The sequence below is a fragment of the Franconibacter helveticus LMG 23732 genome (genome assembly GCF_000463115.2).
GTDB classification, from domain to species: Bacteria; Pseudomonadota; Gammaproteobacteria; order Enterobacterales; family Enterobacteriaceae; genus Franconibacter; species Franconibacter helveticus.
The window spans coordinates 71,195-92,473 of record NZ_AWFX01000045.1 but is presented as its reverse complement, the minus strand read 5'-3'; the positions used below and the strand labels follow the sequence as shown (position 1 = coordinate 92,473).

Genomic DNA, 21,279 nt, shown 5'->3' with positions numbered 1-21,279 from the left:
TGATTTTCGTCTCACTGCCTATGCAACAAATGAAATTTCAAAAGAAATTGCGCGACGTATCGCAACTTTTAGCCGAAAACCGTCAGGATCAGCGGAAATAAAAACGGCGCGATAAGCGAGGTAATAATGCCGCAAATCACCAGCGCCAGAGAGCTGAACGCACCTTCCTGGTAATCCAGCTCCGCGCAACGCGCCGTGCCTAAAGCGTGCGAGGCCGTACCCATTGCAAGACCCCGGGACGCTTTAGTGCGAATACGCATCAGGTTCAGCAGGCTATGGCCGAAAACCGCGCCGAGAATACCCACGAAGATCACGCACACGGCGCTGATAGCCGGAATGCCGCCGATGCTGCCGCCTACCGCCATCGCAATTGGCGTGGTAACCGATTTAGGCAGCACCGAGGCGGCGATTTCGGGGCTTGCGCCCATCAGCAGCGCGACGGAAGTGCCGGTTATCATCGCCACCATGCTGCCGATAAAGCAGATAGTAATAATGGATTTCCAGCGTGCGCGGATTTGGTGCAATTGCTCATAAAGCGGAAACGCCAGCGCCACCACGGCGGGCTGTAAAAGATCGTTCAGAATTTTGCTGCCGGCGAAATAGCGCTCATAGGAGATGCCCGTCGCCACCAGAAAAGGAATGATGATGACCATCGACACCAGCAGCGGGTTAAGCAGCGGCGATTTCAGCTTCGCCGCCAGTTTGCGCGCGCCGAAGAAAACCGCCAGCGTCAGCGGCAGCGACCACCAGATATTCTCAAGCATCACTTTTTCTCCTTCTGACCGACCACTTTGCGCTCGCCATGTACCAGGTGCGAACTCCAGCTCACCACCAGAAACACCAGCAGCGTGCTGATAAAGCAGGAGACCACCACCGGGCCGAACTGCGCGCGAAGCACGTCGACATACTGCATCACGCCGATACCCACCGGCACGAAAAGCAGCGCCATATAGCGAATCAGCACGTGGCAACCCGGCTTAACCCACTTTGCCGGGAGGATTTGCAACGAAAGCAGTAAGAAGAGAATGAGCATGCCGATAATGCTGCCGGGAATGGTGATCGGCAGTAAAGCGGCGATGGCGATGCCCGCATATAAGCAGGCGTAAATTAACAGAAAAGCGCGTATGAATTGCCAGAGAGTCGTCAGCGTAATACTCATGAAAGTCACCCTTTGCGGAATGCATTCATCATACAATTAAAGCGTAAACTGTGCTACCGATCACACCATGAATTGTCAGCATACCTGATATTCCTGCAAGGCACAGTTGTGGAACGTAGCGCGCAACCGCGACGCGGCTTATCTCTGCTAAATAACCGTAAGCGGCGCCTGAGGCCTCTTTCAGCCAGCCGCCGCAGGCGCTACCATAGCGCCTCTTTTTCTCACGGGTAACGATATGCGCGTTTTACTGGCGCCGATGGAAGGAGTGCTCGATTCGCTTGTGCGCGAACTCCTGACAGAAGTGAATGATTACGATCTTTGCATCACTGAATTTTTACGCGTGGTGGACCAGCTGCTGCCGGTGAAATCCTTCTACAGGCTCTGCCCGGAGCTGCATCACCAGAGCCGCACGCCTTCCGGCACGCGGGTTCGCGTGCAATTGCTTGGGCAGCATCCGCAGTGGCTTGGTGAAAATGCGGCGCGGGCGGTAGAGCTTGGCTCCTGGGGCGTTGATTTAAACTGCGGCTGTCCGTCAAAGCTTGTCAACGGCAGCGGCGGCGGGGCGACGCTGCTTAAAGATCCGGAACTGATTTACCGCGGCGCGAAGGCGATGCGCGAGGCGGTGCCTTCGCATCTGCCGGTGACGGTAAAAGTGCGGCTTGGCTGGGACAGCGGCGAGCGGCGTTTCGAAATCGCCGACGCCGTGCAGCAGGCAGGCGCGACGGAGCTGGTGGTGCATGGCCGCACCAAAGAAGATGGCTACCGGGCCGAGCGCATTAACTGGCAGGCCATTGGCGAAATTCGCGAGCGGCTCGCCATTCCGGTTATCGCCAACGGGGAAATCTGGGACTGGCAGAGCGCCCGGGCGTGCATGCAGGCCACCGGCTGCGATGCGGTGATGATAGGCCGCGGCGCGCTGAATGTGCCCAACCTGAGCCGGGTGATTAAATATAACGAGCCGCGTATGGCCTGGCCCGAAGTCGTGCGGCTGCTGCAAAAATATACCCGGCTGGAAAAGCAGGGTGACACCGGCATGTATCACGTAGCGCGCATCAAGCAGTGGCTCGGCTATTTGCGTCAGGAATACAGCGAAGCGACAGAGCTGTTTCGCGAAATTCGCACCTTAACCACCTCAGCGGCGATAGCCGAAGCCATCAACCGCCATTAACCAAAGCGCTGGCGAATAAATTCCCGCAGCCACATCAGCGCCGGGTCGCTGTTATGCCGCTGATGCCAGAGCATCGCCACTTCAATTGGCGGCACTTCCAGCGGCACCGGGCTCGCCGTCAGCCCCCAGTTGCGCTGCCAGCTTGCCGATAACCCGGCGGGAACGGTGGCAAGGGCGGGCATCTGTCGAAGCAGGCCGGGCAGGGCGGCGAAATGGGGCGTGGTGTAGCATACGGTGCGCCGCTGCCCCTGCTTTGCCAGCAGCGTATCTATCTGGCTGCTGGACGCTTCACGGTAAGTTACCAGCAGGTGCGGCTGCGCGGCGTAGCTTTCCAGCGAAAGCGGATTATTCAGCGTGATTTGCTCAGGGTGCCAGAGCGTGACGAACGGCATTTGCGTCAGCGCTTCGCGCTCCTGCCAGCGGGCGGAAGCCTGCGCCACGCTTATCGCCATGTCGAGCTCGCCCCCTTCCAGGCGCTGCGCGTCGGTGAAAGGATCGCTCGCCACCACGTTCAGGCGCAGGCCCGGCGCGGCATCGCGCAGCGCCGGAATAAGCTGCGGCATCAGCCACATCTCCACCCAGTCTGTCATGCCAAGCGTTACGGTGGCGTTCGCCTGCTGCGGGTGGAACTCTGCCTGCTGAAACAGCGCGCTTTGCAGCTGTTCAAGCAACGGCATTAGCTCGCCATGCAGCGCCTGCGCTCGCGCGGTAGGCTGCATGCGGTGGCCGCTGCGCACAAACAGCGGGTCGTCGAACATCTCCCTGAGCCGCGACAGCGCGCCGCTTACCGCTGGCTGGCCGAGATGCAGTTTATCCGCCGCCAGCGACACGCTTTGTTCGCGAAACAGCACCGCAAAGGCGATAAGCAAGTTCAGGTCGATTTTACGAAAATCATTTTCTTTGATAGTCATAATCTCTCCAATCAATTGGAGTGATAGTATCGCCGGGCGGATACTTCGACAAGACAAATCAACCCGGAGACGCATTATGAAATTTACGCTGACGCTTGCCACTCTTCTGCTGTGCGCCTTTAGCGTTACGGCTAAACCGCTGCCGATGGCGACGAGCCAGGCGCCTGGCTTTTATCGCATGATGCTCGGCGACTGGCAGATCACCGCAGTTTCTGACGGCACCGTGGTTATCGACAGCGAAAAGCTGCTTACGCATATCGACCACGCTACGCTCTCAAAGCGAATGGCGGATCAGGCAATGACGCCGCAAACAGAAACCTCTGTTAACGCTTATGTGATAAACACCGGCAAACAGCTTATCCTGGTCGACACCGGCGCAGGCCCGCTTTTTGGTAAGGCGGGCGGTCATCTGCTGGAGAACCTGAGAGCGGCAGGCATTGCGCCGGAACAGATTGATACGGTGCTGCTGACGCATATTCATGCCGATCACTCAGGCGGCGTTCAGCACGACGGAAAGCCCGCTTTCCCCAACGCCACGGTGCGCGTGGATCAGCGCGACGTCGATTTCTGGCTGAACCCGGCGCATGAAAGTGACGTTGAACAGAGCCAGCGACATACCTTTGCCGAGTCGGCGCGTTCGCTGCGCCCGGTTATCGATGCCGGTAAGCTTAAGCCTTTCACCGCGCCTGCTGAAATCATAGCGGGTATTAAGGCGCTGCCGGCAGGCGGGCACACGCCGGGCAGCGTGATTTACCAGGTCAGCCGCGGCGGGGAAACCATGCTGTTGTGGGGCGATATCATCCATGTACAGGCGGTGCAGATGCCCCAGCCCGACGTGGCCATTCATTTTGATGTCGATCAGGCGAAAGCGGTGGAGAGACGTAAAGCGACGCTGGCGATGGCGGCGCGCGAAAATGTCTGGATCGCCTCGGCGCACATTGCGTTTCCGGGTATTGGCAAGGTGAAGAAAGCAGGGGAAGGGTATCGCTGGGTGCCGGTTAACTACAGCAGCCTGCAAAGCCAGTAAGCAGGACGCCGCGCAGGCGGCGCCCTTCTGGTCAGAAGATCATCTTAAAGACGCCCGTGACCACCAGTAACCCGATAATAAAAATAATCAGAATGGCCCACAGCAGTAGCTTCATCATCTCTAATTCTCCTTGTGTAGTGAGCAAAATATTGATGCTACAAGGAAAGCGTAGCCTTTTGTGGCGAGCTTGCCGTCCCGATGACGTTCGGTTGCGTGAAAAACAGGCAGCTGCGGGCAGTTTTCTCCGCCCGGCTTACGCTCGCTTTCCTGCTCCAGGCGTTAAAAGCCGTGGTCGCTCAGGCCCGGATAGTCGTCTGGACGGCGGCCCTGCGGCCAGAAAAAGCGGCGCTCGCTTTCGGTAAGCTGGTGCCGGCGAAACGGCTGGCGCTGCGGGTGGACGGGGCGATAGTTATGGCGCAAAGCGAGGGCATTGGCGAGCGCAGTCGCTCTTGTGCAAGCATGGCTGGCGCGCAGCCCCGCATGACAAGCGAACTGAAAAGCTTTTTCACTTACGCGGTCAGTTTCCCGGCCTCTTCTATACTTATTCCTTCTTTGGAAAACACCGGAGGTCGCAATGAGTTCTGCAAACAAGGTGGCGATTGTCACTGCGTCAGATTCGGGCATTGGCAAGAAGTGCGCGGTTTACCTCGCAAAACAGGGATACGACGTCGGGATCACCTGGCATAAAGATGAATCCGGGGCGAAAGAGACGGCGAAAGAGGTGGAAAGCTTTGGACGCCGCGCCGAAACCATCCAGCTTAACCTGAGCGACCTGCCCGACGGGGCGAACGCCATTCAGACGCTTATCGATCGTTTTGGCCGTATCGACGCGCTGGTTAATAACGCGGGCGCCATGAACAAAGCGCCGTTTCTGGAGGTCGATTTTAACGACTGGCAGCAAATTTTTACCGTTGACGTACACGGCGCGTTTCTTTGTTCGCAAATCGCCGCGCGGGCGATGGTAAAACAAGGGCAGGGCGGGCGCATTGTCAACATCACCTCAGTGCATGAACACACGCCGCTGCCGGAAGCAAGCGCCTATACCGCTGCGAAGCATGCGCTGGGCGGGCTGACAAAATCGATGGCGCTGGAGCTTGTTAGTTACAACATACTGGTTAATTCCGTCGCGCCGGGCGCGATTGCCACGCCGATGAACGACATGCAGGAAGGCGACGCGAAACCGGGCTCATTACCCAATGTGCCGCTGGCGCGCCCGGGTGAAACCAAAGAGATTGCAAGCCTGGTGGCCTGGCTTTGTTCTGAAGACGCCAGTTATACCACCGGTCAGTCGTTTATTGTCGACGGCGGCTTTATGCTCGCTAACCCGCAGTTTAAACCTCAGTCCTGATTTTCCCGCTTCCTGCTGCGCCGTTTTAACAAAAGGCGCAGCAGCAAGACGATCCCTACGGCAAGCACCAGCCAGATTGCGTGTTTAAGATGCTGGTCGATGCGCTCAAGCCAGGGGGCGATAATTTCACCGCCCGCGTAGCCAAGCGTTGTGAAAATCAGCGCCCACAACAGCGCGCCGACAATATTCAACGGCAAAAAGAGTTTCGGCGGTACGCGGCTTGCGCCGATCAGCAGCGGGCCGATAACGCGAAAGCCGTACATAAAGCGCGTGCCGATAACAAACCACACCGGATAACGCAGGATAAGCCGCTGGGCGCGGTCAATTTTCTTCTGGTGGCGGGAAAAACGCGTCAGCGCGCGGTTGCCGAAGCGACGGCCAAAAAGATAGAGCGCCTGGTCGCCAATCATTCCGCCAAGCGCCACCGCCAGCACCACCAGGGGGAACTTCAATAATCCCTGATGCGCGGCCACGCCGCCCAAAAGCGTAATGGTTTCGCCTTCCGCGAGGCTGCCGACCAGCAGCGCTGCATAGCCATACTGGGCAATTAACGCGTTGATATCCATCGGTGTAAGCGGTTCTCCTGTTAACGCTTTCCTTAAAGCATATACCCTGAAATTCACAACGGGCTCAACGACGGGTTTGTCTGCCTGGAAAATGCGCTTTGCTCAATTTTTAATCGCTGTGTGCGTTATACTTAACATCGCATTATCTGGGCGACTTAAGGGGGCGTTATGAACCATGTCTGGGGACTCTTCTCCCATCCCGATCGTGAAATGCAAACCATCCGGCGCGAAAACGAAACCGTTTCGCATCATTACACTCATCATGTTCTGTTAATGGCCGCTATTCCGGTCGTCTGCGCTTTTATCGGCACTACGCAGATCGGCTGGGATTTTGACGACGGCAACGTCGTGCGGCTCTCGCTCGTTACCGGTTTTTCTCTGGCCATACTCTTTTATGCGCTGATGCTGGCAGGCGTGGCCGTGATGGGCCGCGTTATCTGGTGGATGGCGCGCAGCCTGCCGCAGCGTCCCTCGCTGGCGCGCTGTATGGTCTTTGCCGGCTATGTCGCAACTCCGCTCTTTTTAAGCGGCGTGGTGGCACTTTATCCGGTGGTCTGGCTTTGCGCGCTGGTAGGTACCCTTGCGCTCTTTTACACCGGTTATCTGCTTTATATCGGTATTCCTACCTTCCTTAACATCAACCGGGAAGAGGGGCTGAATTTCTCGGGCTCGACGCTTGCTATCGGCGTGCTGGTGCTGGAAGTCCTGCTGGCGCTGACCGTGGTGTTGTGGGGTTATGGATATCGGCTATTCTGAGGAAAGCGCGTTGCTGGCGTTAGCGCCGGCAACGTAAGCTTTCGACACGATTCTCCAGTAGCGGTTTAGCAGGGCGCCGGAGTATCATGCCGCGCCCGCTGCCGTTATAAATATGTTGAACGGTAACGGTGTGCGTCATTACGCTTGTGAATAATAATCTGAACAAACACCATGCCGAAAAAAATCCGCCATTCGTTGTTAACATTGACGCTTATGCTGGCTGCGCCTTTTGCGCCGCACGCCTTCGCCGCTAAAACGCCTGCCGCTGCTGTGACGGCGGCCCAGCCGGAAATCGCTTCCGGCAGCGCCATGATTGTCGACCTTGAAACCAACAAGGTGCTCTATTCCAGCCACCCGGATCTCATCCGCCCGATAGCCTCCATCACCAAAGTAATGACCGCGATGGTAGTGCTGGATGCGCATTTGCCGCTCGATGAAAAGCTGAAGGTGGATATCAGCCACACGCCGGAGATGAAAGGCATTTACTCCCGCGTGCGCCTGAACAGCGAAATAAGCCGCAAAAATATGCTGCTGCTGGCGCTGATGTCTTCCGAAAACCGCGCGGCGGCGAGCCTGGCGCACCATTACCCGGGCGGCTACGATGCGTTTATCCGCGCCATGAACGCCAAAGCGAAAGCGCTGGGCATGACGCATACCCGATACGTAGAGCCGACGGGGCTGTCCATTCATAACGTTTCAACGGCGCGGGATCTCACTAAGCTGCTCATTGCCAGCAAGCAGTATCCGCTGATAGGCCAGCTCAGCACCACGCATGAAGATATGGCGACCTTCTCTAATCCCGCCTATACGCTGCCGTTTCGCAATACCAACCATCTGGTTTATCGCCCGAACTGGAATATCCAGCTGACCAAAACCGGCTTTACCAACGCGGCGGGCCATTGTCTGGTGATGCGTACGGTAATTAAAGGCCGCCCGGTGTCGCTGGTGGTAATGGATGCGTTTGGCAAGTATACCCATTTTGCCGATGCCAGCCGCCTGCGCACCTGGCTTGAAACGGGCAAAGTGACGCCGGTTCCTGCTTCCGCGTTAAGCTACAAAAAACAAAAAGCGGCGCAGATGGCAAGCAACAGCGCCGCAGGTGGTAACGCCCAGGACGATTAGTTCCCCGGCAGCGTCCAGTCGCCTTTGTTGAGCGGACGCTGCATGATCAGGGTATCGCGCCAGTCGCCATGCTTGAAGCCCACGCTTTTGAGGTGTCCCACCACCTCAAAACCCTGCTGACGGTGCAGCCGGTGCGAGCCCTGGTTATTTTCGCCATCGCCAATGACCGCGATCATCTGTCGCCACGGCCCCTCCTCGCAGCGGTGAATTAACGCCGCCAGCAGTTCGCTGCCAATACCGCGCCCGCGCATGCTGTTTTCCACATAAATAGATTCTTCCACTGTATAGCGGTAGGCGGGACGGGAACGGTAAAGGGTGGCGTAGCAGTAGCCGACCACCACCCCGTGGAGGGTGGCGACCAGCCAGGGTAGCCCCTGACGCTGGATTTGCTCAATGCGCCCGGCCATCTGCGCGGCATCCGGCGCCATCTCTTCAAACGAGGCGCGCCCATGACGCACGTGCCAGCCATAAATTGAGGTAATAGCATCTACGTCTTCCGCTGTAACGTCGCGGATTGCTATCTCAGTCGTCGGCAGGATTTCGACAACGGACATATTATGCTCCTTCCCTTGCTGTGTGAGCCGCAGACAAGGCGCCTGCGGCAGGAGCCGTTACTCTAGTACGAAAAATAATCCGAAAACAGCGCGTCCGTTGTCTTGCGCACTATATCGCCCGATGTTTCTCAGCACCTTCAGGAGACGTAACCCCTTCGCCCCAGTATTTTTGCTTACTGGTTTTGCCAATGCCGGGGTTCATGCTGTTTGTCGGATCGTTCGCCTTATAAAATTGTTTTAAGCTCGCCGGGGCTTCATAAAGGTGCCCTACGTTATGCTCGGCGGGGTATTGCGCGCCGCGCTCGCGCAGCAGGGCGAGCATTTGCTCTTTCAGCGCATGCGCGTCAACGCCTTTTTTCACAATGTAATCCTGATGGAAAACGTGGCAGAAAAAGTGGCCGTAATAGAGCTTATGCACCAGCTTGCTGTCGATTTCCGGCGGCAGGGTTTCAAACCAGTCGGTGTCGTTGCGCCGCAGGGCGATATCCAGCGCCAGAATATCTTCCACTTCATCCGCGTGCACCGCGTGATAGCGCACCGCCGCGCCCGCCGCGGCAAAGCGGTGCAGGAACGCCTTGCTGCCTTCTTCCGCGGTACAGGCAAACACATCGCCTTCGGCGGTTTTGAAAAAGTCCGCCAGCCAGTCGCGCGCTTCGGCAATGCCGTCGCCCGCCATTTTCAACAGCAGATGATGCTCATACTTATCGCGCCAGCTTTTCATGCGCGGCGGCAGGTGGCGCGGGAAGAGATTGCCAAGCGTCTGCATCATGCGGTCAGTGAAATGCGGCTTCACAAAAGGCACCCTTTCCAGCCAGGCGTCGGTGCGGCCTTTGGCGGTAAAGAACAGGGGCATTTTGTCGGTGCCGAGTTTATCTATCATCAGGAAGGTATCTTTGCCGTAGCGCTCGGCAATGTCATAGATATCGCGATGCATATACTCGCCCGCCACCGGCAGGTTTTTGAAATTCGCCAGAATGTGGCGGCGAATTTCCGTCAGCACTTCCGGCTGGTTGGTGCCGATGTAAAACACGCCCTGGCGTTTTTCGGCTTCGAACGTATCCAGCCGCACGGCGAAAACCGCCAGTTTGCCAGCGCAGCCGGAGGCTTCGAAAAGCCGGTCCGGGTCGGCGTTATAACGCGCCGGGGTATCGGCCTCGATATCGCGCACGCGCTCAATATAGTGGTGATCGGAGGCCTGGCGGTTGTCGTAGCGCACCGCCTCCTCTTTCAGGCGATCGTCATCCAGCGCGCCGAGGATTTGCTCCGGCGTGGCGCCAAGCTCAATGCCGAGATGGTTAACCAGATGCAGCTTGCCCTGGGCATCTATCTGCGCGTAGAGCGACATTTCGGTATAAGCGGGGCCGCGGTGCACCAGCGCGCCGCCGGAATTATTGCAAATGCCGCCAATCACCGAAGCGCCGATGCACGAAGAGCCGATAACAGAGTGCGGTTCGCGCCCGAGCGGCTTGAGCGCCTTTTCGAGCTGATAGAGCGTGGTGCCGGGGTAAGCCAGCACCTGCTTGCCTTTATCCAGCAGGTGAAGCTTATCAAGACGCAGCGTGCTGATGATGACGATCTCTCGGTCGTAATCATTGCCGTTCGGCGTCGAACCTTCGGTCAACCCGGTATTGGCCGCCTGCATCAGAATAATTTTGTCGTGCTGCACGCAGGCGTTCAGAACGCGCCATAATTCGAGCAGCGTACCCGGAAAAACCACCGCCAGCGCGTCGCCCTGGCCTGAGCGGAAGCCTTTACGGTAGCGGGCGGTTTTCGCCGGGTCGGTGAGCAGCTGGCTGGCGCCAACGAGGCGGGTTAATTCGCTGATGAAGGGATGCGGATTGTGCTGTGCGCTGAGGGACATGTTCCACTCCTTGTGGCGGGAAAAATCATCGTCTCTAAGCATAGCGCTGAATTTGGCCAGGAGTCTTAAAACGTCGAAAAATCAGCGCACAAATCGCAACGAATCTTCTTACCTTGTTATGCTTATGGCACACTGCACTCCTTATTTTTACCGTGTCGCTTTGCGGCGCGGATGCTTACCAAAGAGAGTTAATCCTATGAAATGGCTTTGTTCTGTAGGTATGGCCGTCAGCCTCGCGCTGCAACCGGCTCTGGCTTCCGAAATGTTCGGCAACCATCCGCTGACGCCCGAAGCGCGGGATGCGTTTGTTACCGATTTACTCAAAAAAATGACCACCGATGAGAAAATCGGCCAGCTGCGGTTAATCAGCGTCGGGCCGGACACCCCGAAAGAAGCCGTTCGTGAAATGATTAAACAGGGCCAGGTAGGGGCGATTTTTAACACGGTGACGCGTCCTGATATCCGCGTGATGCAGGATCAGGTCATGGAACTGAGCCGCACCAAAATCCCGCTCTTCTTCGCCTACGACGTGGTACATGGCCAGCGCACCGTTTTTCCCATTAGCCTTGGCCTTGCTTCTACCTTTAACCTGGAGGCGGTGAAAAACGTTGGCCGCATTTCCGCTTATGAAGCGGCGGACGACGGTCTGAATATGACCTGGGCGCCGATGGTGGACATTACCCGCGACCCTCGCTGGGGCCGTGGCTCGGAAGGGTTTGGCGAGGATACATACCTGACCGCCATGATGGGCAAAACCATGGTCGAAGCGATGCAGGGCAAAAGCCCGGCGGACCGCTATTCGGTTATGACCAGCGTTAAGCACTTTGCCGCTTACGGCGCGGTGGAAGGGGGCAAAGAGTACAACACGGTTGATATGAGCCCGCAACGCCTGTTCAACGACTATATGCCGCCTTATAAGACGGCGCTGGATGCGGGCAGCGGCGGGGTGATGATTGCGCTTAACTCGCTGAACGGCTCGCCTGCCTCTTCCGATCCATGGCTGTTGAAAGATTTGCTGCGCGGCGAGTGGGGCTTTAAAGGCATCACTATTTCCGACCATGGCGCCATCAAAGAGCTCATCAAACACGGGACGGCGTCCGACCCGGAAGATGCGGTGCGCGTGGCGATTAAGTCTGGCGTCGACATGAGCATGGCCGATGAGTATTACAGCAAATACTTACCCAATCTCATCAAAAGCGGCAAAGTCACCATGGCTGAACTGGATGAAGCCGCCCGCCATGTGCTGAATGTGAAATATGACATGGGGCTGTTTAACGATCCGTACAGCCATCTGGGCCCGAAAGGCTCCGACCCGCAGGATACCAACGCGGAAAGCCGCCTGCACCGCGACGATGCCCGCAAGGTGGCGCGTGAAAGCGTGGTATTGCTGAAAAACCGTCTCGATACGCTGCCGCTGAAAAAATCGGGCACCATCGCCGTGGTAGGGCCGCTTGCCGACAGCAAGCGCGACATGATGGGCAGCTGGTCCGCCGCTGGCGTAACCGATCAATCCGTCACGTTGCTGACCGGCATGCAAAACGCCGTGGGCGATAAAGCAAAAATTATTTACGCCAAAGGCGCTAACCTTACCAATGATAAAGAGATCGTCACCTTCCTGAACCAGTATGAAGAGGCGGTGAAAGTGGACGAGCGCTCACCGCAGGCGATGATTGACGAAGCGGTCAAAGCGGCGCAGCAGGCGGATGTGGTGGTGGCCGCTGTCGGCGAGGCGCAGGGCATGGCGCATGAAGCCTCCAGCCGTACCGATCTCACCATCCCGCAGAGCCAGCGCGACCTGATTGCCGCGCTGAAAGCCACCGGCAAACCGCTGGTGCTGGTGCTGATGAACGGTCGCCCGCTGGCGCTGGTGAAAGAAAATCAGCAGGCGGATGCGATCCTTGAAACGTGGTTTGCCGGCACCGAGGGCGGCAACGCCATTGCCGACGTCCTGTTTGGCGACTACAACCCTTCCGGCAAGCTGCCGATCTCTTTCCCGCGCTCGGTAGGGCAGATCCCGGTTTATTACAGCCACCTGAATACCGGTCGCCCGTATAACCCGGAAAAACCGAACAAGTACACCTCACGCTACTTTGATGAAGCCAACGGCCCGCTTTATCCGTTCGGCTACGGCCTGAGCTACACCACTTTCAGCGTGTCTGACGTGAAGCTTTCCGCCCCCACCATGAAGCGCGACGGCACGGTAACGGCAAGCGTTACGGTCACTAATACCGGTAAGCGGGAAGGAGCGACGGCGGTGCAGATGTACTTGCAGGACGTGACCGCGTCAATCAGCCGTCCGGTGAAGCAGTTGCGCGGCTTTGAGAAAGTGACGCTGAAGCCAGGCGAAAGCCAGACCGTGAGCTTCCCCATCGACATCGACGCGCTGAAATTCTGGAACGCGCGCATGAAGTACGATGCCGAACCGGGCAAGTTCAACGTCTTTATCGGGCTTGATTCCGCCCGGGTGAAACAGGGCGCTTTTGAATTGCTCTGAGTTTTCCCCTGACAAAAAGGCCGGTCGAACCGGCCTTTTTTATTGCCGCTTTTCAGTGATATAACCGCTTCGTCTAATCTAAAACCGCAAATTCTGAGCTGAAAATATCTTCCCGCACGATTCTCAACTACGCTTTTTGCAAAGCCCTGAATCCAGGCATCACAATAACAATGAGGAACCGACATGAAATTACTTCAGCAATGGAGCGCGGCAGGTTTGCTTATGCTGGCTGCGGGCGCACAGGCCGCGGAACCGGTTAAGGTTGGCTCGAAGATCGACACCGAGGGCGCGCTGCTCGGCAACATTATTTTGCAGGTGCTGGAAAGCCACGGCGTAAAAACCGTGAATAAGGTGCAGCTTGGCACCACGCCGGTGGTGCGCGGCGCTATCACTTCCGGCGAGCTGGATATTTACCCGGAGTACACCGGCAACGGCGCGTTCTTCTTTAAAGATGAAAAAGACGCGGCGTGGAAAAACGCGCAGCAGGGCTATGAAAAGGTGAAAAAGCTCGACCAGCAGCAAAACAAGCTGACCTGGCTTGCCGCCGCGCCCGCTAACAACACCTGGACTATCGCCGTGCGCGAAGACCTGGCGAAGAAAAACAAACTCGCCTCGCTTGAGGATCTGAGCCGCTACCTGAAAGAGGGCGGTGACTTTAAGCTTGCCGCTTCGGCAGAATTTATTGAGCGCCCGGACGCGCTGCCGGCCTTTGAGAAAGCTTACGGTTTCGACCTTAACCAGAACCAGCTTCTCTCTTTGGCGGGCGGCGATACGGCGGTAACTATTAAGGCCGCCGCGCAGCAAACTTCCGGCGTTAACGCGGCGATGGCTTACGGCACCGACGGCCCGGTGGCGGCGCTGGGGCTGCAAACCCTGACCGATCCGAAAGGCGTTCAGCCTATCTATGCCCCGGCGCCGGTCGTGCGCGACGCGGTGCTGAAAGCCTATCCGGACCTGCCGACGTGGCTGGACCCGGTTTTCGCCTCGCTTGATGAAAAAACGTTGCAGAAGCTTAACGCCAGCATCGCCGTGGAAGGGCTGGACGCCAAAAAAGTGGCGGCGGATTACCTGAAACAGAAAGGGTTCGTGAAGTAAGCGACCGTACAAGGAATGACTTTTGTCTTTACGTTGCTATAACCGGGTGGCGTTGCTGCTGGCTGTACTGCTGGTCGGAGCCGCCCTGTTGCCTGTCCTCACTTATGCGCCGAACCGCCTGGTTTCCGGCGCGCCTTTAACTTTACCGCAGGCTTTCCCGGTTTATTTTGGCTGGCTTGCTTTGCCCGCCGGGCTGCTTTTCGCGCTTGCCTTTACGCCGGGACGTGCGGCGCTTACGGCTACGCTTGTCGTCTCGCAACTGCTTTTTATTCTGCTGCTGTTTCTTGGCGGCGCGGCGGCGACAAGACTGGCGCAAGAGGGCAGCGCGGTGGCGCGAACCTCCTTCGGCAGCGGATTGTGGCTGATGCTCGCACTCTCGCTTTTGCTGTGCAGCGATGTCATTAGCCGCCTGACGGCGCGCCCCCTGCGCCGCTGGTTATTGCAGGCGCAACTGTGGGTCATCCCCACGCTGCTTTTGCTGAGCGGCCATTTCCAGGATCTCTCGCTACTGAAAGAGTATGCCAACCGCCAGGATGTCTTTGATGATGCGCTGACGCGCCATCTTACCTTGCTCTTTGGCACGCTTGTTCCGGCGCAGGTGATTGGCGTGCCGCTGGGGCTTGCCGCTTACCGCAACCCGCGACGCCAGCCGACCATTTTCGGCGTGCTGAATGTTATTCAGACCGTGCCTTCGGTGGCGCTCTTCGGCCTGCTTATCGCGCCGCTCGCCGGGCTTTCCCGCGCGCTGCCCTGGCTTGGCGAGCTGGGTATTTCCGGCATCGGCATGGCGCCAGCGCTTATTGCGCTGGTGCTTTACGCGCTGCTGCCGCTGACGAGAAGCGTCGTGGCGGGGCTAAACCAGGTGCCGGAGACGGTGCGCGAGAGCGCCCGCGGCATGGGCATGACCCGCGGCCAGATTTTCTGGCAGGTTGAGGTGATGCTGGCGCTGCCGGTGTTGCTGCGCGGCCTCAAAGTGGTGGCGGTGCAGACCGTCGGCATGGCGGTGGTAGCGGCGCTTATTGGCGCAGGCGGCTTCGGCGCGCTGGTCTTTCAGGGGCTGCTCAGCAGCGCGCTCGATTTAGTGCTGCTTGGCGTGATCCCCACTATCGCGCTGGCAGTGGTAGTGGATGCATTATTTAACCTGCTGATCGCAGGGCTGGAGGCGAAGCGCCATGATTGAATTCGATAACGTCAGCAAATATTTTCAGGGCCAGCCTGCGGTTAATGATGTGTCGCTTACCTTTCGGGAAGGGGCATTTTCGGTGCTGGTGGGCACTTCCGGCTCGGGTAAATCCACCACGCTTAAGATGATCAACCGGCTGGTGGAGCATGATGAGGGACGCATTCGCTTCGCCGGGGAGGAGATCCGGAATTTCTCGCCGGAGAGCCTGCGTCGGCGTATGGGCTACGCCATTCAGTCTATCGGGCTTTTTCCCCACTGGACTGTGGCGCAAAACATCGCCACGGTGCCGCAACTGCTGAAATGGCCGAAGGCGCGCATTAACGCCCGCGTAGATGAATTGCTTGAGCTGCTCGGCCTGGCGCCGGATGCGTTTCGCCATCGCGCGCCCCATGAGCTTTCCGGCGGGCAGCAGCAGCGCGTCGGGGTGGCGCGGGCGCTGGCGGCGGACCCGGAAGTGTTGCTGATGGACGAACCCTTCGGCGCGCTCGACCCGGTAACCCGCAGCGCGCTGCAACAGGAGATGCGCCGCATCCACCGTCTGCTGGGGCGCACCATCGTGCTGGTGACGCATGATATCGACGAAGCGCTGCTGCTGGCGGAGCACCTCGTGGTGATGGATAAAGGCCGGGTGGTGCAGCAGGGCACGCCGCTGGAGATCTTGCTGCACCCGGCGAACCGTTTTGTCAGCGACTTTTTCGGGCGCAGCGAGCGCGGCGTGCGGCTGCTCTCCTTGCGCACGGTGGGCGAGGCGATGAAGCCCGGCGTGTGCGCTGGCGAGGCCATCGAGCCGCATCTTTCTCTGCGCGAAGCGCTTTCGATTTTTGTTGAGCGCCAGTGCCAGCAGCTTCCCGTCAAACCGGCGCAGGGCAAACCAGCGGGCGTGCTGCATTTTCAGGATTTGCTCACAGATGAACGGGGGAGCGCCGATGCGTCGCTTCGTTGACCCGCTCTGGTGGCTTATCGCCGCTTACGTTGCGCTGCTTATCTGGCTGCCGCACAGTAGCGCCTTTTTTGGCTGGCTGTTCCCGGAGCAGCCGCGCCCGCTCTACCAGCAGGAAAATTTCGTTACGCTGACGCTTGCGCATTTTCTGCTGGTGGGGGTTTCAAGCTTTATCGCCGCGGCGACCGGCGTGGCGCTGGGGGTGGCGGTTACGCGCCCGGCAGGCGCGGAGTTCCGGCAACTGGTGGAAACCATCGCCGCGGCGGGGCAAACTTTTCCGCCTGTCGCGGTACTGGCGGTCGCCGTGCCGGTAATGGGGTTTGGCCGCGAGCCTGCCATCATTGCGCTTATTCTTTACGGCTTGCTGCCTGTCTTGCAGGGAACGCTCGCCGGGCTTGCCAGCGTGCCGCAGGGGGCGAAAGAGGTGGCGAAAGGGGTGGGAATGAGCGATGCGCAGCGTCTGTTCAAAGTGGAGTTGCCGCTCGCCGCGCCGGTGATCCTGGCGGGTATTCGCACCTCAACCATTGTGAATATCGGCACCGCCGCCATTGCCTCTACCGTGGGGGCAAATACGCTCGGCACGCCGATTATTATCGGCTTAAGCGGCTTCAACACCGCTTACGTGGTACAGGGCGCAGTTCTGGTAGGGCTGGCGGCGATTATCGTCGACCGTGCTTTCGACCGGCTGGAGCGGGTTATGACACGGAATGCAGGATGATGGTGTAGCCTGCCAGCATTACGCCGCCTATCCCGCCAATGGCCATCAGGACCATGCCTGTCACCAGGCTCATTTTGACTAATTTCATCCTTTGCTCCTTTGTTAGCCGGCTGATTATAAGGTGAAGCGGGGCTGTTAATGAACCTTTAAATGGCGTTCTGTTCATGTAAAGGAATTAACGTATGCCCTTTTTCTCGCCAGCGATCGAGCTGATTGAGCACCTGTTGCCCCGGCGCTTCGCCGCACCATAACAGCAACGTTCTGCCGTTAAAGGCCTCCGGGCGTAATTGCGAAAGGGGATTCGCCAGCACATCGACCCGCCAGCCCTGCTGTGTGGCGACCCAGGCCGCCAGCCATAGCCGGGTGGCGTCGTTAACGTTCCATCCCACCACCAGCGCGTCTTTGCCTGGCTTTTTACGCGAAGAGTGCAGGCACAAAGCGATGTAATTGATCAGCGCGCCGTCCAGCAGGCTTAGCAATGCCTGAAGCGTGCCCTGTTGGCACTGCAAACGGCGGCGCAGCGGGTTGAAGAGATGGTCGACCAGCGTACCGGCGGGGTAGTCGCGCCCGATGTCGCTTATCCAGTGGCGCAGCTGGGCCGGGCTACCTTCGCGCAGCACATGCAGCAAGGCTTCCTGTCGCTCGCGCCAGCTGTCGTCCTGCGGATCCGGGTTTTCACTGCTTAGCAGCGCTTTAACTTTGCTGACCTGCACGCCGTTGTCGATCCAGTGTTTTATCTCACGGATGCGGTCAATATCCTGCTCGTTAAACAGCCGGTGCCCGCCGTCTGTCCGCTGAGGTTTAAGCAGGCCATAACGCCTTTGCCACGCGCGTAAGGTGACAGGATTGACCTCACAAAGCTCCGCCACTTCACCGATGGTGTAAAGCGCCATATTTCATTCTCGTTTCGCCCGGGACACCCCTCTTTAACTGTAGACGGTTGTTTGTGTACCAGGAGAAAAGCTTATTTTTTTGTAAGAAGTGCCAAAAAAACGCCCTCAGAATGAGGGCGCTGGCAAAGTATGACGGATTTATTTCACCTGTTGACCAGGCTGCGCGCCGCTGTCCGGGCTCAGCAGGAAGATATCTTTCCCGCCAGGACCTGCGGCCATTACCATTCCTTCCGAGAGGCCAAAGCGCATTTTACGCGGCGCAAGGTTCGCCACCATCACGGTAAGACGGCCAATCAGCGCCTGCGGATCAGGATACGCGGAGCGGATGCCGGAGAAGACGTTGCGCTTCTCGCCGCCGAGATCCAGCGTCAGGCGCAGCAGCTTATCGGAGCCATCCACAAATTCGGCGTTTTCAATCAGCGCGATGCGCAGGTCTACTTTTGCGAAATCGTCAAAAGTAATGGTTTCCTGGATCGGGTCGTCCGCCAGCGGGCCAGTGACCGGCGCGCTTGCCGCTTTTACTTCTTCTCTGGAGGCTTCCACGAGGGCTTCTACCTGTTTCATTTCAATACGGTTATAGAGCGCCTTAAAGTTGTTCACTTTATGGCTCAGCAGCGGTTGGGCAATGGCGTCCCACTCAAGCGTGGTGTTGAGGAACGCCTCAGCGCGCTCGCTCAGGGAAGGCAGCACCGGCTTGAGGTAAGTCATCAGCACGCGGAACAGGTTAATGCCCATGGAGCAGATAGCTTGCAGGTCGGCGTCGCGGCCTTCCTGTTTCGCCACGACCCATGGCGCCTGGTCGTCAACGTAGCGGTTAGCGAGGTCAGCCAGCGCCATAATTTCACGGATGGCTTTGCCGAACTCGCGGCTCTCCCACGCCTCGCCAATCACTGCGGCGGCGTCGGTAAAGGTCTTATAGAGCGCCGGGTCGGCAAGCTCAGCGGCCAGTTCGCCGTCAAAACGTTTTGCGATAAAGCCCGCGTTGCGCGACGCCAGGTTTACCACTTTGTTCACGATGTCGGCATTCACGCGCTGCACAAAATCTTCCAGGTTAAGGTCGATATCGTCGATGCGGGAAGAGAGCTTCGCGGCGTAATAGTAACGCAGGCTGTCGGCGTCGAAGTGGTTCAGCCAGGTGCTCGCTTTAATGAAGGTGCCGCGGGATTTAGACATCTTCGCGCCGTTCACCGTTACGTAGCCGTGTACGAACAGGTTGGTCGGCTTACGATAGCCGCTGCCTTCCAGCATCGCCGGCCAGAACAGGCTGTGGAAGTAAACGATATCTTTGCCGATAAAGTGGTAAAGCTCCGCGTCGGAATCTTTTTTCCACCAGTCGTCGAAGTTCAGATCGCCGCGCTTGTCGCACAGGTTTTTGAACGAGCCCATGTAGCCGATAGGCGCGTCCAGCCAGACGTAGAAATATTTGCCTGGCGCATTCGGAATTTCAAAGCCGAAGTAGGGAGCATCGCGGGAGATATCCCACTGTTGCAGCCCGGACTCAAACCACTCCTGCATTTTGTTCGCCACCTGCTCCTGCAACGCGCCGCTGCGGGTCCACGCCTGCAACATTTCGCTAAAGGACGGCAGGTCGAAGAAGAAGTGCTCAGACTCGCGCATGACTGGCGTGGCGCCGGAGACCACCGATTTCGGCTCGATAAGCTCGGTCGGGCTGTAGGTCGCGCCGCACACTTCGCAGTTATCGCCGTACTGATCCGGCGATTTACAGCGCGGGCAGGTGCCTTTCACGAAACGGTCCGGCAGGAACATGCCTTTTTCCGGGTCGTAAAGCTGGGAGATGGTGCGGTTTTTAATAAAACCGTTCTCTTTCAGGCGCGTGTAAATCAGCTCCGACAGCACGCGGTTTTCGTCGCTGTGGGTGGAGTGATAGTTGTCATAACTGATGTTGAAGCCGGCGAAATCGGTCTGATGCTCCTGGCTCATTTCCGCGATCATCTGCTCTGGCGTTACGCCAAGCTGCTGGGCTTTGAGCATGATGGGCGTGCCGTGGGCGTCGTCCGCGCAGATAAAATTCACCTGATGGCCGCGCATTCGCTGGTAACGCACCCAGACATCAGCCTGGATGTGCTCCAGCATATGGCCGAGGTGAATGGAGCCGTTGGCGTACGGCAGCGCGCACGTTACCAGAATTTTTTTTGCGACCTGATCCATAGTGAATATTGCATCTTCAGTTGTAAAAAGGGTTTTCGATGTTACCAAAAAGGTAATAACTCAGCCATAAAAGTAGGGCTTCCCGGCGTGAAAAGGTAAAGATTAGGCCGCTTATTGGGCCGCTGATTGGTAAATAGATAATCATCACCTGTGATAAACTTGGTCGTTACAATCCTCATTCAAATAAGTAAACAAAGGAGACGGGATGAGTTCGCAATCCCAGACCACTTCACCGGAAGCCCTGCGCGCCATGGTTGCCGGGACGCTGGCTAACTTTCAACACCCGACGTTAAAGCACAACCTCACGGCCCTTAAGGCGCTGCACCACGTGGCATGGCTCGACGACACCATCCACATTGAGTTGCAGATGCCCTTCGCCTGGAACAGCGCGTTTGAAGATCTCAAAGAGCAATGCAGCGCTGAACTGCTGCGCATGACCGGTGCAAAAGCGATTGACTGGAAGCTTTCGCATAACGTGGCGACCTTAAAGCGCGTGAAAAACCAGCCCGGCGTAAACGGTGTGAAGAACATCATTGCCGTTAGCTCCGGCAAGGGTGGGGTGGGGAAATCCTCCACTGCCGTAAACCTGGCGCTGGCGCTTATCGCCGAAGGGGCAAAAGTGGGCATTCTCGACGCCGATATCTACGGCCCTTCTGTGCCGACCATGCTGGGCGCCGAAGGCCAGCGTCCTACGTCGCCGGACGGCACGCACATGGCGCCGATTGTCTCGCACGGTCTCGCCACCAACTCTATTGGCTATCTGGTGACTGACGATAACGCCATGGTGTGGCGCGGTCCGATGGCGAGCAAAGCGCTGTTACAGCTGTTGCAGGAAACCATGTGGCCGGATCTCGATTATCTGGTGCTGGATATGCCGCCGGGCACTGGCGACATTCAGCTTACGCTTGCCCAGAATATCCCGGTTACTGGCGCGGTCGTCGTCACCACGCCGCAGGACATCGCGCTTATCGACGCCAAAAAAGGCATTGTGATGTTCGAGAAAGTGGAAGTGCCGGTGCTTGGCATCGTGGAAAACATGAGCATGCATGTGTGCAGCAACTGCGGCCACCACGAGCCGATTTTCGGCACCGGCGGCGCGCAGAAGCTGGCGGAAACCTACCATACCCAGTTGCTGGGCCAGTTGCCGCTGCACATCTCGCTGCGTGAAGACCTGGATAACGGCACGCCGACCGTTATCGCCCGCCCGGACAGCGAATTCACCACGCTTTATCGCCAGCTGGCGGGACGCGTGGCGGCTCAGCTCTACTGGCAGGGTGAGATCATCCCCGGCGACATCGCTTTCCGCGCGGTGTAA

The 21,279-nt window shown here is 57.9% G+C and carries 21 protein-coding genes and 1 pseudogene; 11 read left to right on the top strand and 11 right to left on the bottom strand.

Features of this window, described 5'->3' with window-relative positions; translation table 11 throughout:
- Positions 1-68: 68 nt before the first annotated feature.
- The gene (locus DW56_RS12920) at positions 69-764 is read right to left on the bottom strand and encodes a CidB/LrgB family autolysis modulator (RefSeq protein ID WP_024552906.1); all 696 of its coding nucleotides are present in this window, start codon (positions 762-764) and stop codon (positions 69-71) included.
- On the bottom strand, positions 764-1,159 hold the full coding sequence (locus DW56_RS12915; RefSeq protein ID WP_024552905.1) for a CidA/LrgA family protein: 396 nt from the start codon (positions 1,157-1,159) through the stop codon (positions 764-766). Before DW56_RS12915 ends, DW56_RS12920 begins: the two co-directional genes overlap by 1 nt.
- Before the next feature lie 235 nt (positions 1,160-1,394).
- Here DW56_RS12915 and dusC point away from each other — a divergent pair, with 235 nt between their 5' ends.
- Positions 1,395-2,327, top strand: a complete 933-nt coding sequence (dusC, locus tag DW56_RS12910; RefSeq protein WP_024552904.1) for a tRNA dihydrouridine(16) synthase DusC — start codon at positions 1,395-1,397, stop codon at positions 2,325-2,327.
- Here the strand turns inward: dusC and DW56_RS12905 are convergent.
- Positions 2,324-3,238, bottom strand: a complete 915-nt coding sequence (locus tag DW56_RS12905) for a LysR family transcriptional regulator (RefSeq protein WP_024562038.1) — start codon at positions 3,236-3,238, stop codon at positions 2,324-2,326. The two genes, dusC and DW56_RS12905, sit on opposite strands and share 4 nt — an antisense overlap.
- Before the next feature lie 76 nt (positions 3,239-3,314).
- On the opposite strand from DW56_RS12905, the gene DW56_RS12900 reads away from it, so the two are divergent.
- Entirely contained in the window at positions 3,315-4,265 is a 951-nt protein-coding gene (locus DW56_RS12900) for an MBL fold metallo-hydrolase (protein ID WP_024555360.1), read from the top strand.
- A 31-nt stretch (positions 4,266-4,296) separates the two neighbouring features.
- Here DW56_RS12900 and yohP read toward each other — a convergent pair whose 3' ends face one another.
- Together yohP and DW56_RS22455 are read right to left on the bottom strand one after the other, a co-directional pair.
- Positions 4,297-4,380, bottom strand: coding sequence for a small membrane protein YohP (gene yohP / locus DW56_RS23225; protein ID WP_125454249.1), 84 nt, complete (start codon positions 4,378-4,380; stop codon positions 4,297-4,299).
- A gap of 164 nt (positions 4,381-4,544) precedes the next feature.
- Positions 4,545-4,628 (bottom strand): annotated as a pseudogene (locus tag DW56_RS22455) (DUF1348 domain-containing protein); the annotation flags it as partial.
- A 211-nt stretch (positions 4,629-4,839) separates the two neighbouring features.
- On the opposite strand from DW56_RS22455, the gene DW56_RS12895 reads away from it, so the two are divergent.
- On the top strand, positions 4,840-5,613 hold the full coding sequence (locus DW56_RS12895) for an SDR family oxidoreductase (protein WP_024562298.1): 774 nt from the start codon (positions 4,840-4,842) through the stop codon (positions 5,611-5,613).
- On the opposite strand, the gene DW56_RS12890 is transcribed toward DW56_RS12895, so the two are convergent.
- Positions 5,604-6,179 carry a DedA family protein gene (locus DW56_RS12890; protein WP_024552487.1) on the bottom strand — a complete coding sequence of 192 codons (576 nt, stop codon included), beginning with the start codon at positions 6,177-6,179 and terminating at the stop codon, positions 5,604-5,606. The two genes, DW56_RS12895 and DW56_RS12890, sit on opposite strands and share 10 nt — an antisense overlap.
- 168 nt (positions 6,180-6,347) lie before the next feature.
- On the opposite strand from DW56_RS12890, the gene DW56_RS12885 reads away from it, so the two are divergent.
- Together DW56_RS12885 and pbpG are read left to right on the top strand one after the other, a co-directional pair.
- Complete coding sequence (locus DW56_RS12885; protein ID WP_024552486.1) at positions 6,348-6,935, top strand: Yip1 family protein; 588 nt, start codon at positions 6,348-6,350, stop codon at positions 6,933-6,935.
- Between the two features lie 171 nt (positions 6,936-7,106).
- Positions 7,107-8,057 carry a D-alanyl-D-alanine endopeptidase gene (gene pbpG, locus DW56_RS12880; RefSeq protein WP_024552485.1) on the top strand — a complete coding sequence of 317 codons (951 nt, stop codon included), beginning with the start codon at positions 7,107-7,109 and terminating at the stop codon, positions 8,055-8,057.
- Here the strand turns inward: pbpG and DW56_RS12875 are convergent.
- Together DW56_RS12875 and dld are read right to left on the bottom strand one after the other, a co-directional pair.
- Positions 8,054-8,611, bottom strand: coding sequence for a GNAT family N-acetyltransferase (locus DW56_RS12875; protein WP_024552484.1), 558 nt, complete (start codon positions 8,609-8,611; stop codon positions 8,054-8,056). The two genes, pbpG and DW56_RS12875, sit on opposite strands and share 4 nt — an antisense overlap.
- A gap of 109 nt (positions 8,612-8,720) precedes the next feature.
- Complete coding sequence (gene dld, locus DW56_RS12870) at positions 8,721-10,472, bottom strand: D-lactate dehydrogenase (protein WP_024552483.1); 1,752 nt, start codon at positions 10,470-10,472, stop codon at positions 8,721-8,723.
- A 196-nt stretch (positions 10,473-10,668) separates the two neighbouring features.
- Between dld and bglX the strand changes: the two genes are divergently transcribed.
- From bglX to DW56_RS12845, 5 genes are all read left to right on the top strand, one after another.
- Complete coding sequence (gene bglX / locus DW56_RS12865; protein WP_024552482.1) at positions 10,669-12,966, top strand: beta-glucosidase BglX; 2,298 nt, start codon at positions 10,669-10,671, stop codon at positions 12,964-12,966.
- A gap of 183 nt (positions 12,967-13,149) precedes the next feature.
- Positions 13,150-14,061 (top strand): glycine betaine ABC transporter substrate-binding protein OsmF, encoded by a 912-nt coding sequence (osmF, locus tag DW56_RS12860; RefSeq protein WP_024552481.1) that lies wholly within the window; start codon positions 13,150-13,152, stop codon positions 14,059-14,061.
- A 22-nt stretch (positions 14,062-14,083) separates the two neighbouring features.
- Positions 14,084-15,241 (top strand): ABC transporter permease, encoded by a 1,158-nt coding sequence (locus DW56_RS12855; RefSeq protein WP_024552480.1) that lies wholly within the window; start codon positions 14,084-14,086, stop codon positions 15,239-15,241.
- Positions 15,234-16,187, top strand: a complete 954-nt coding sequence (locus tag DW56_RS12850) for an ABC transporter ATP-binding protein (protein WP_024552479.1) — start codon at positions 15,234-15,236, stop codon at positions 16,185-16,187. The genes DW56_RS12855 and DW56_RS12850 overlap by 8 nt, the downstream gene beginning before the upstream one ends.
- The gene (locus DW56_RS12845; RefSeq protein WP_024552478.1) at positions 16,171-16,902 is read left to right on the top strand and encodes an ABC transporter permease; all 732 of its coding nucleotides are present in this window, start codon (positions 16,171-16,173) and stop codon (positions 16,900-16,902) included. The genes DW56_RS12850 and DW56_RS12845 overlap by 17 nt, the downstream gene beginning before the upstream one ends.
- Here DW56_RS12845 and DW56_RS22445 read toward each other — a convergent pair.
- From DW56_RS22445 to metG, 3 genes are all read right to left on the bottom strand, one after another.
- Positions 16,880-16,975: a hypothetical protein gene (locus tag DW56_RS22445; protein WP_373289696.1), complete on the bottom strand. Its 96-nt coding sequence runs from the start codon at positions 16,973-16,975 to the stop codon at positions 16,880-16,882. The genes DW56_RS12845 and DW56_RS22445 overlap by 23 nt on opposite strands.
- Before the next feature lie 73 nt (positions 16,976-17,048).
- Positions 17,049-17,795 carry a MerR family transcriptional regulator gene (locus DW56_RS12840; protein ID WP_029589828.1) on the bottom strand — a complete coding sequence of 249 codons (747 nt, stop codon included), beginning with the start codon at positions 17,793-17,795 and terminating at the stop codon, positions 17,049-17,051.
- A 138-nt stretch (positions 17,796-17,933) separates the two neighbouring features.
- Entirely contained in the window at positions 17,934-19,964 is a 2,031-nt protein-coding gene (gene metG, locus DW56_RS12835; RefSeq protein WP_024552475.1) for a methionine--tRNA ligase, read from the bottom strand.
- A gap of 205 nt (positions 19,965-20,169) precedes the next feature.
- Here metG and apbC point away from each other — a divergent pair, with 205 nt between their 5' ends.
- A complete protein-coding gene (gene apbC, locus DW56_RS12830) occupies positions 20,170-21,279 on the top strand; it encodes an iron-sulfur cluster carrier protein ApbC (RefSeq protein ID WP_024552474.1) in 1,110 nt (369 codons plus the stop codon).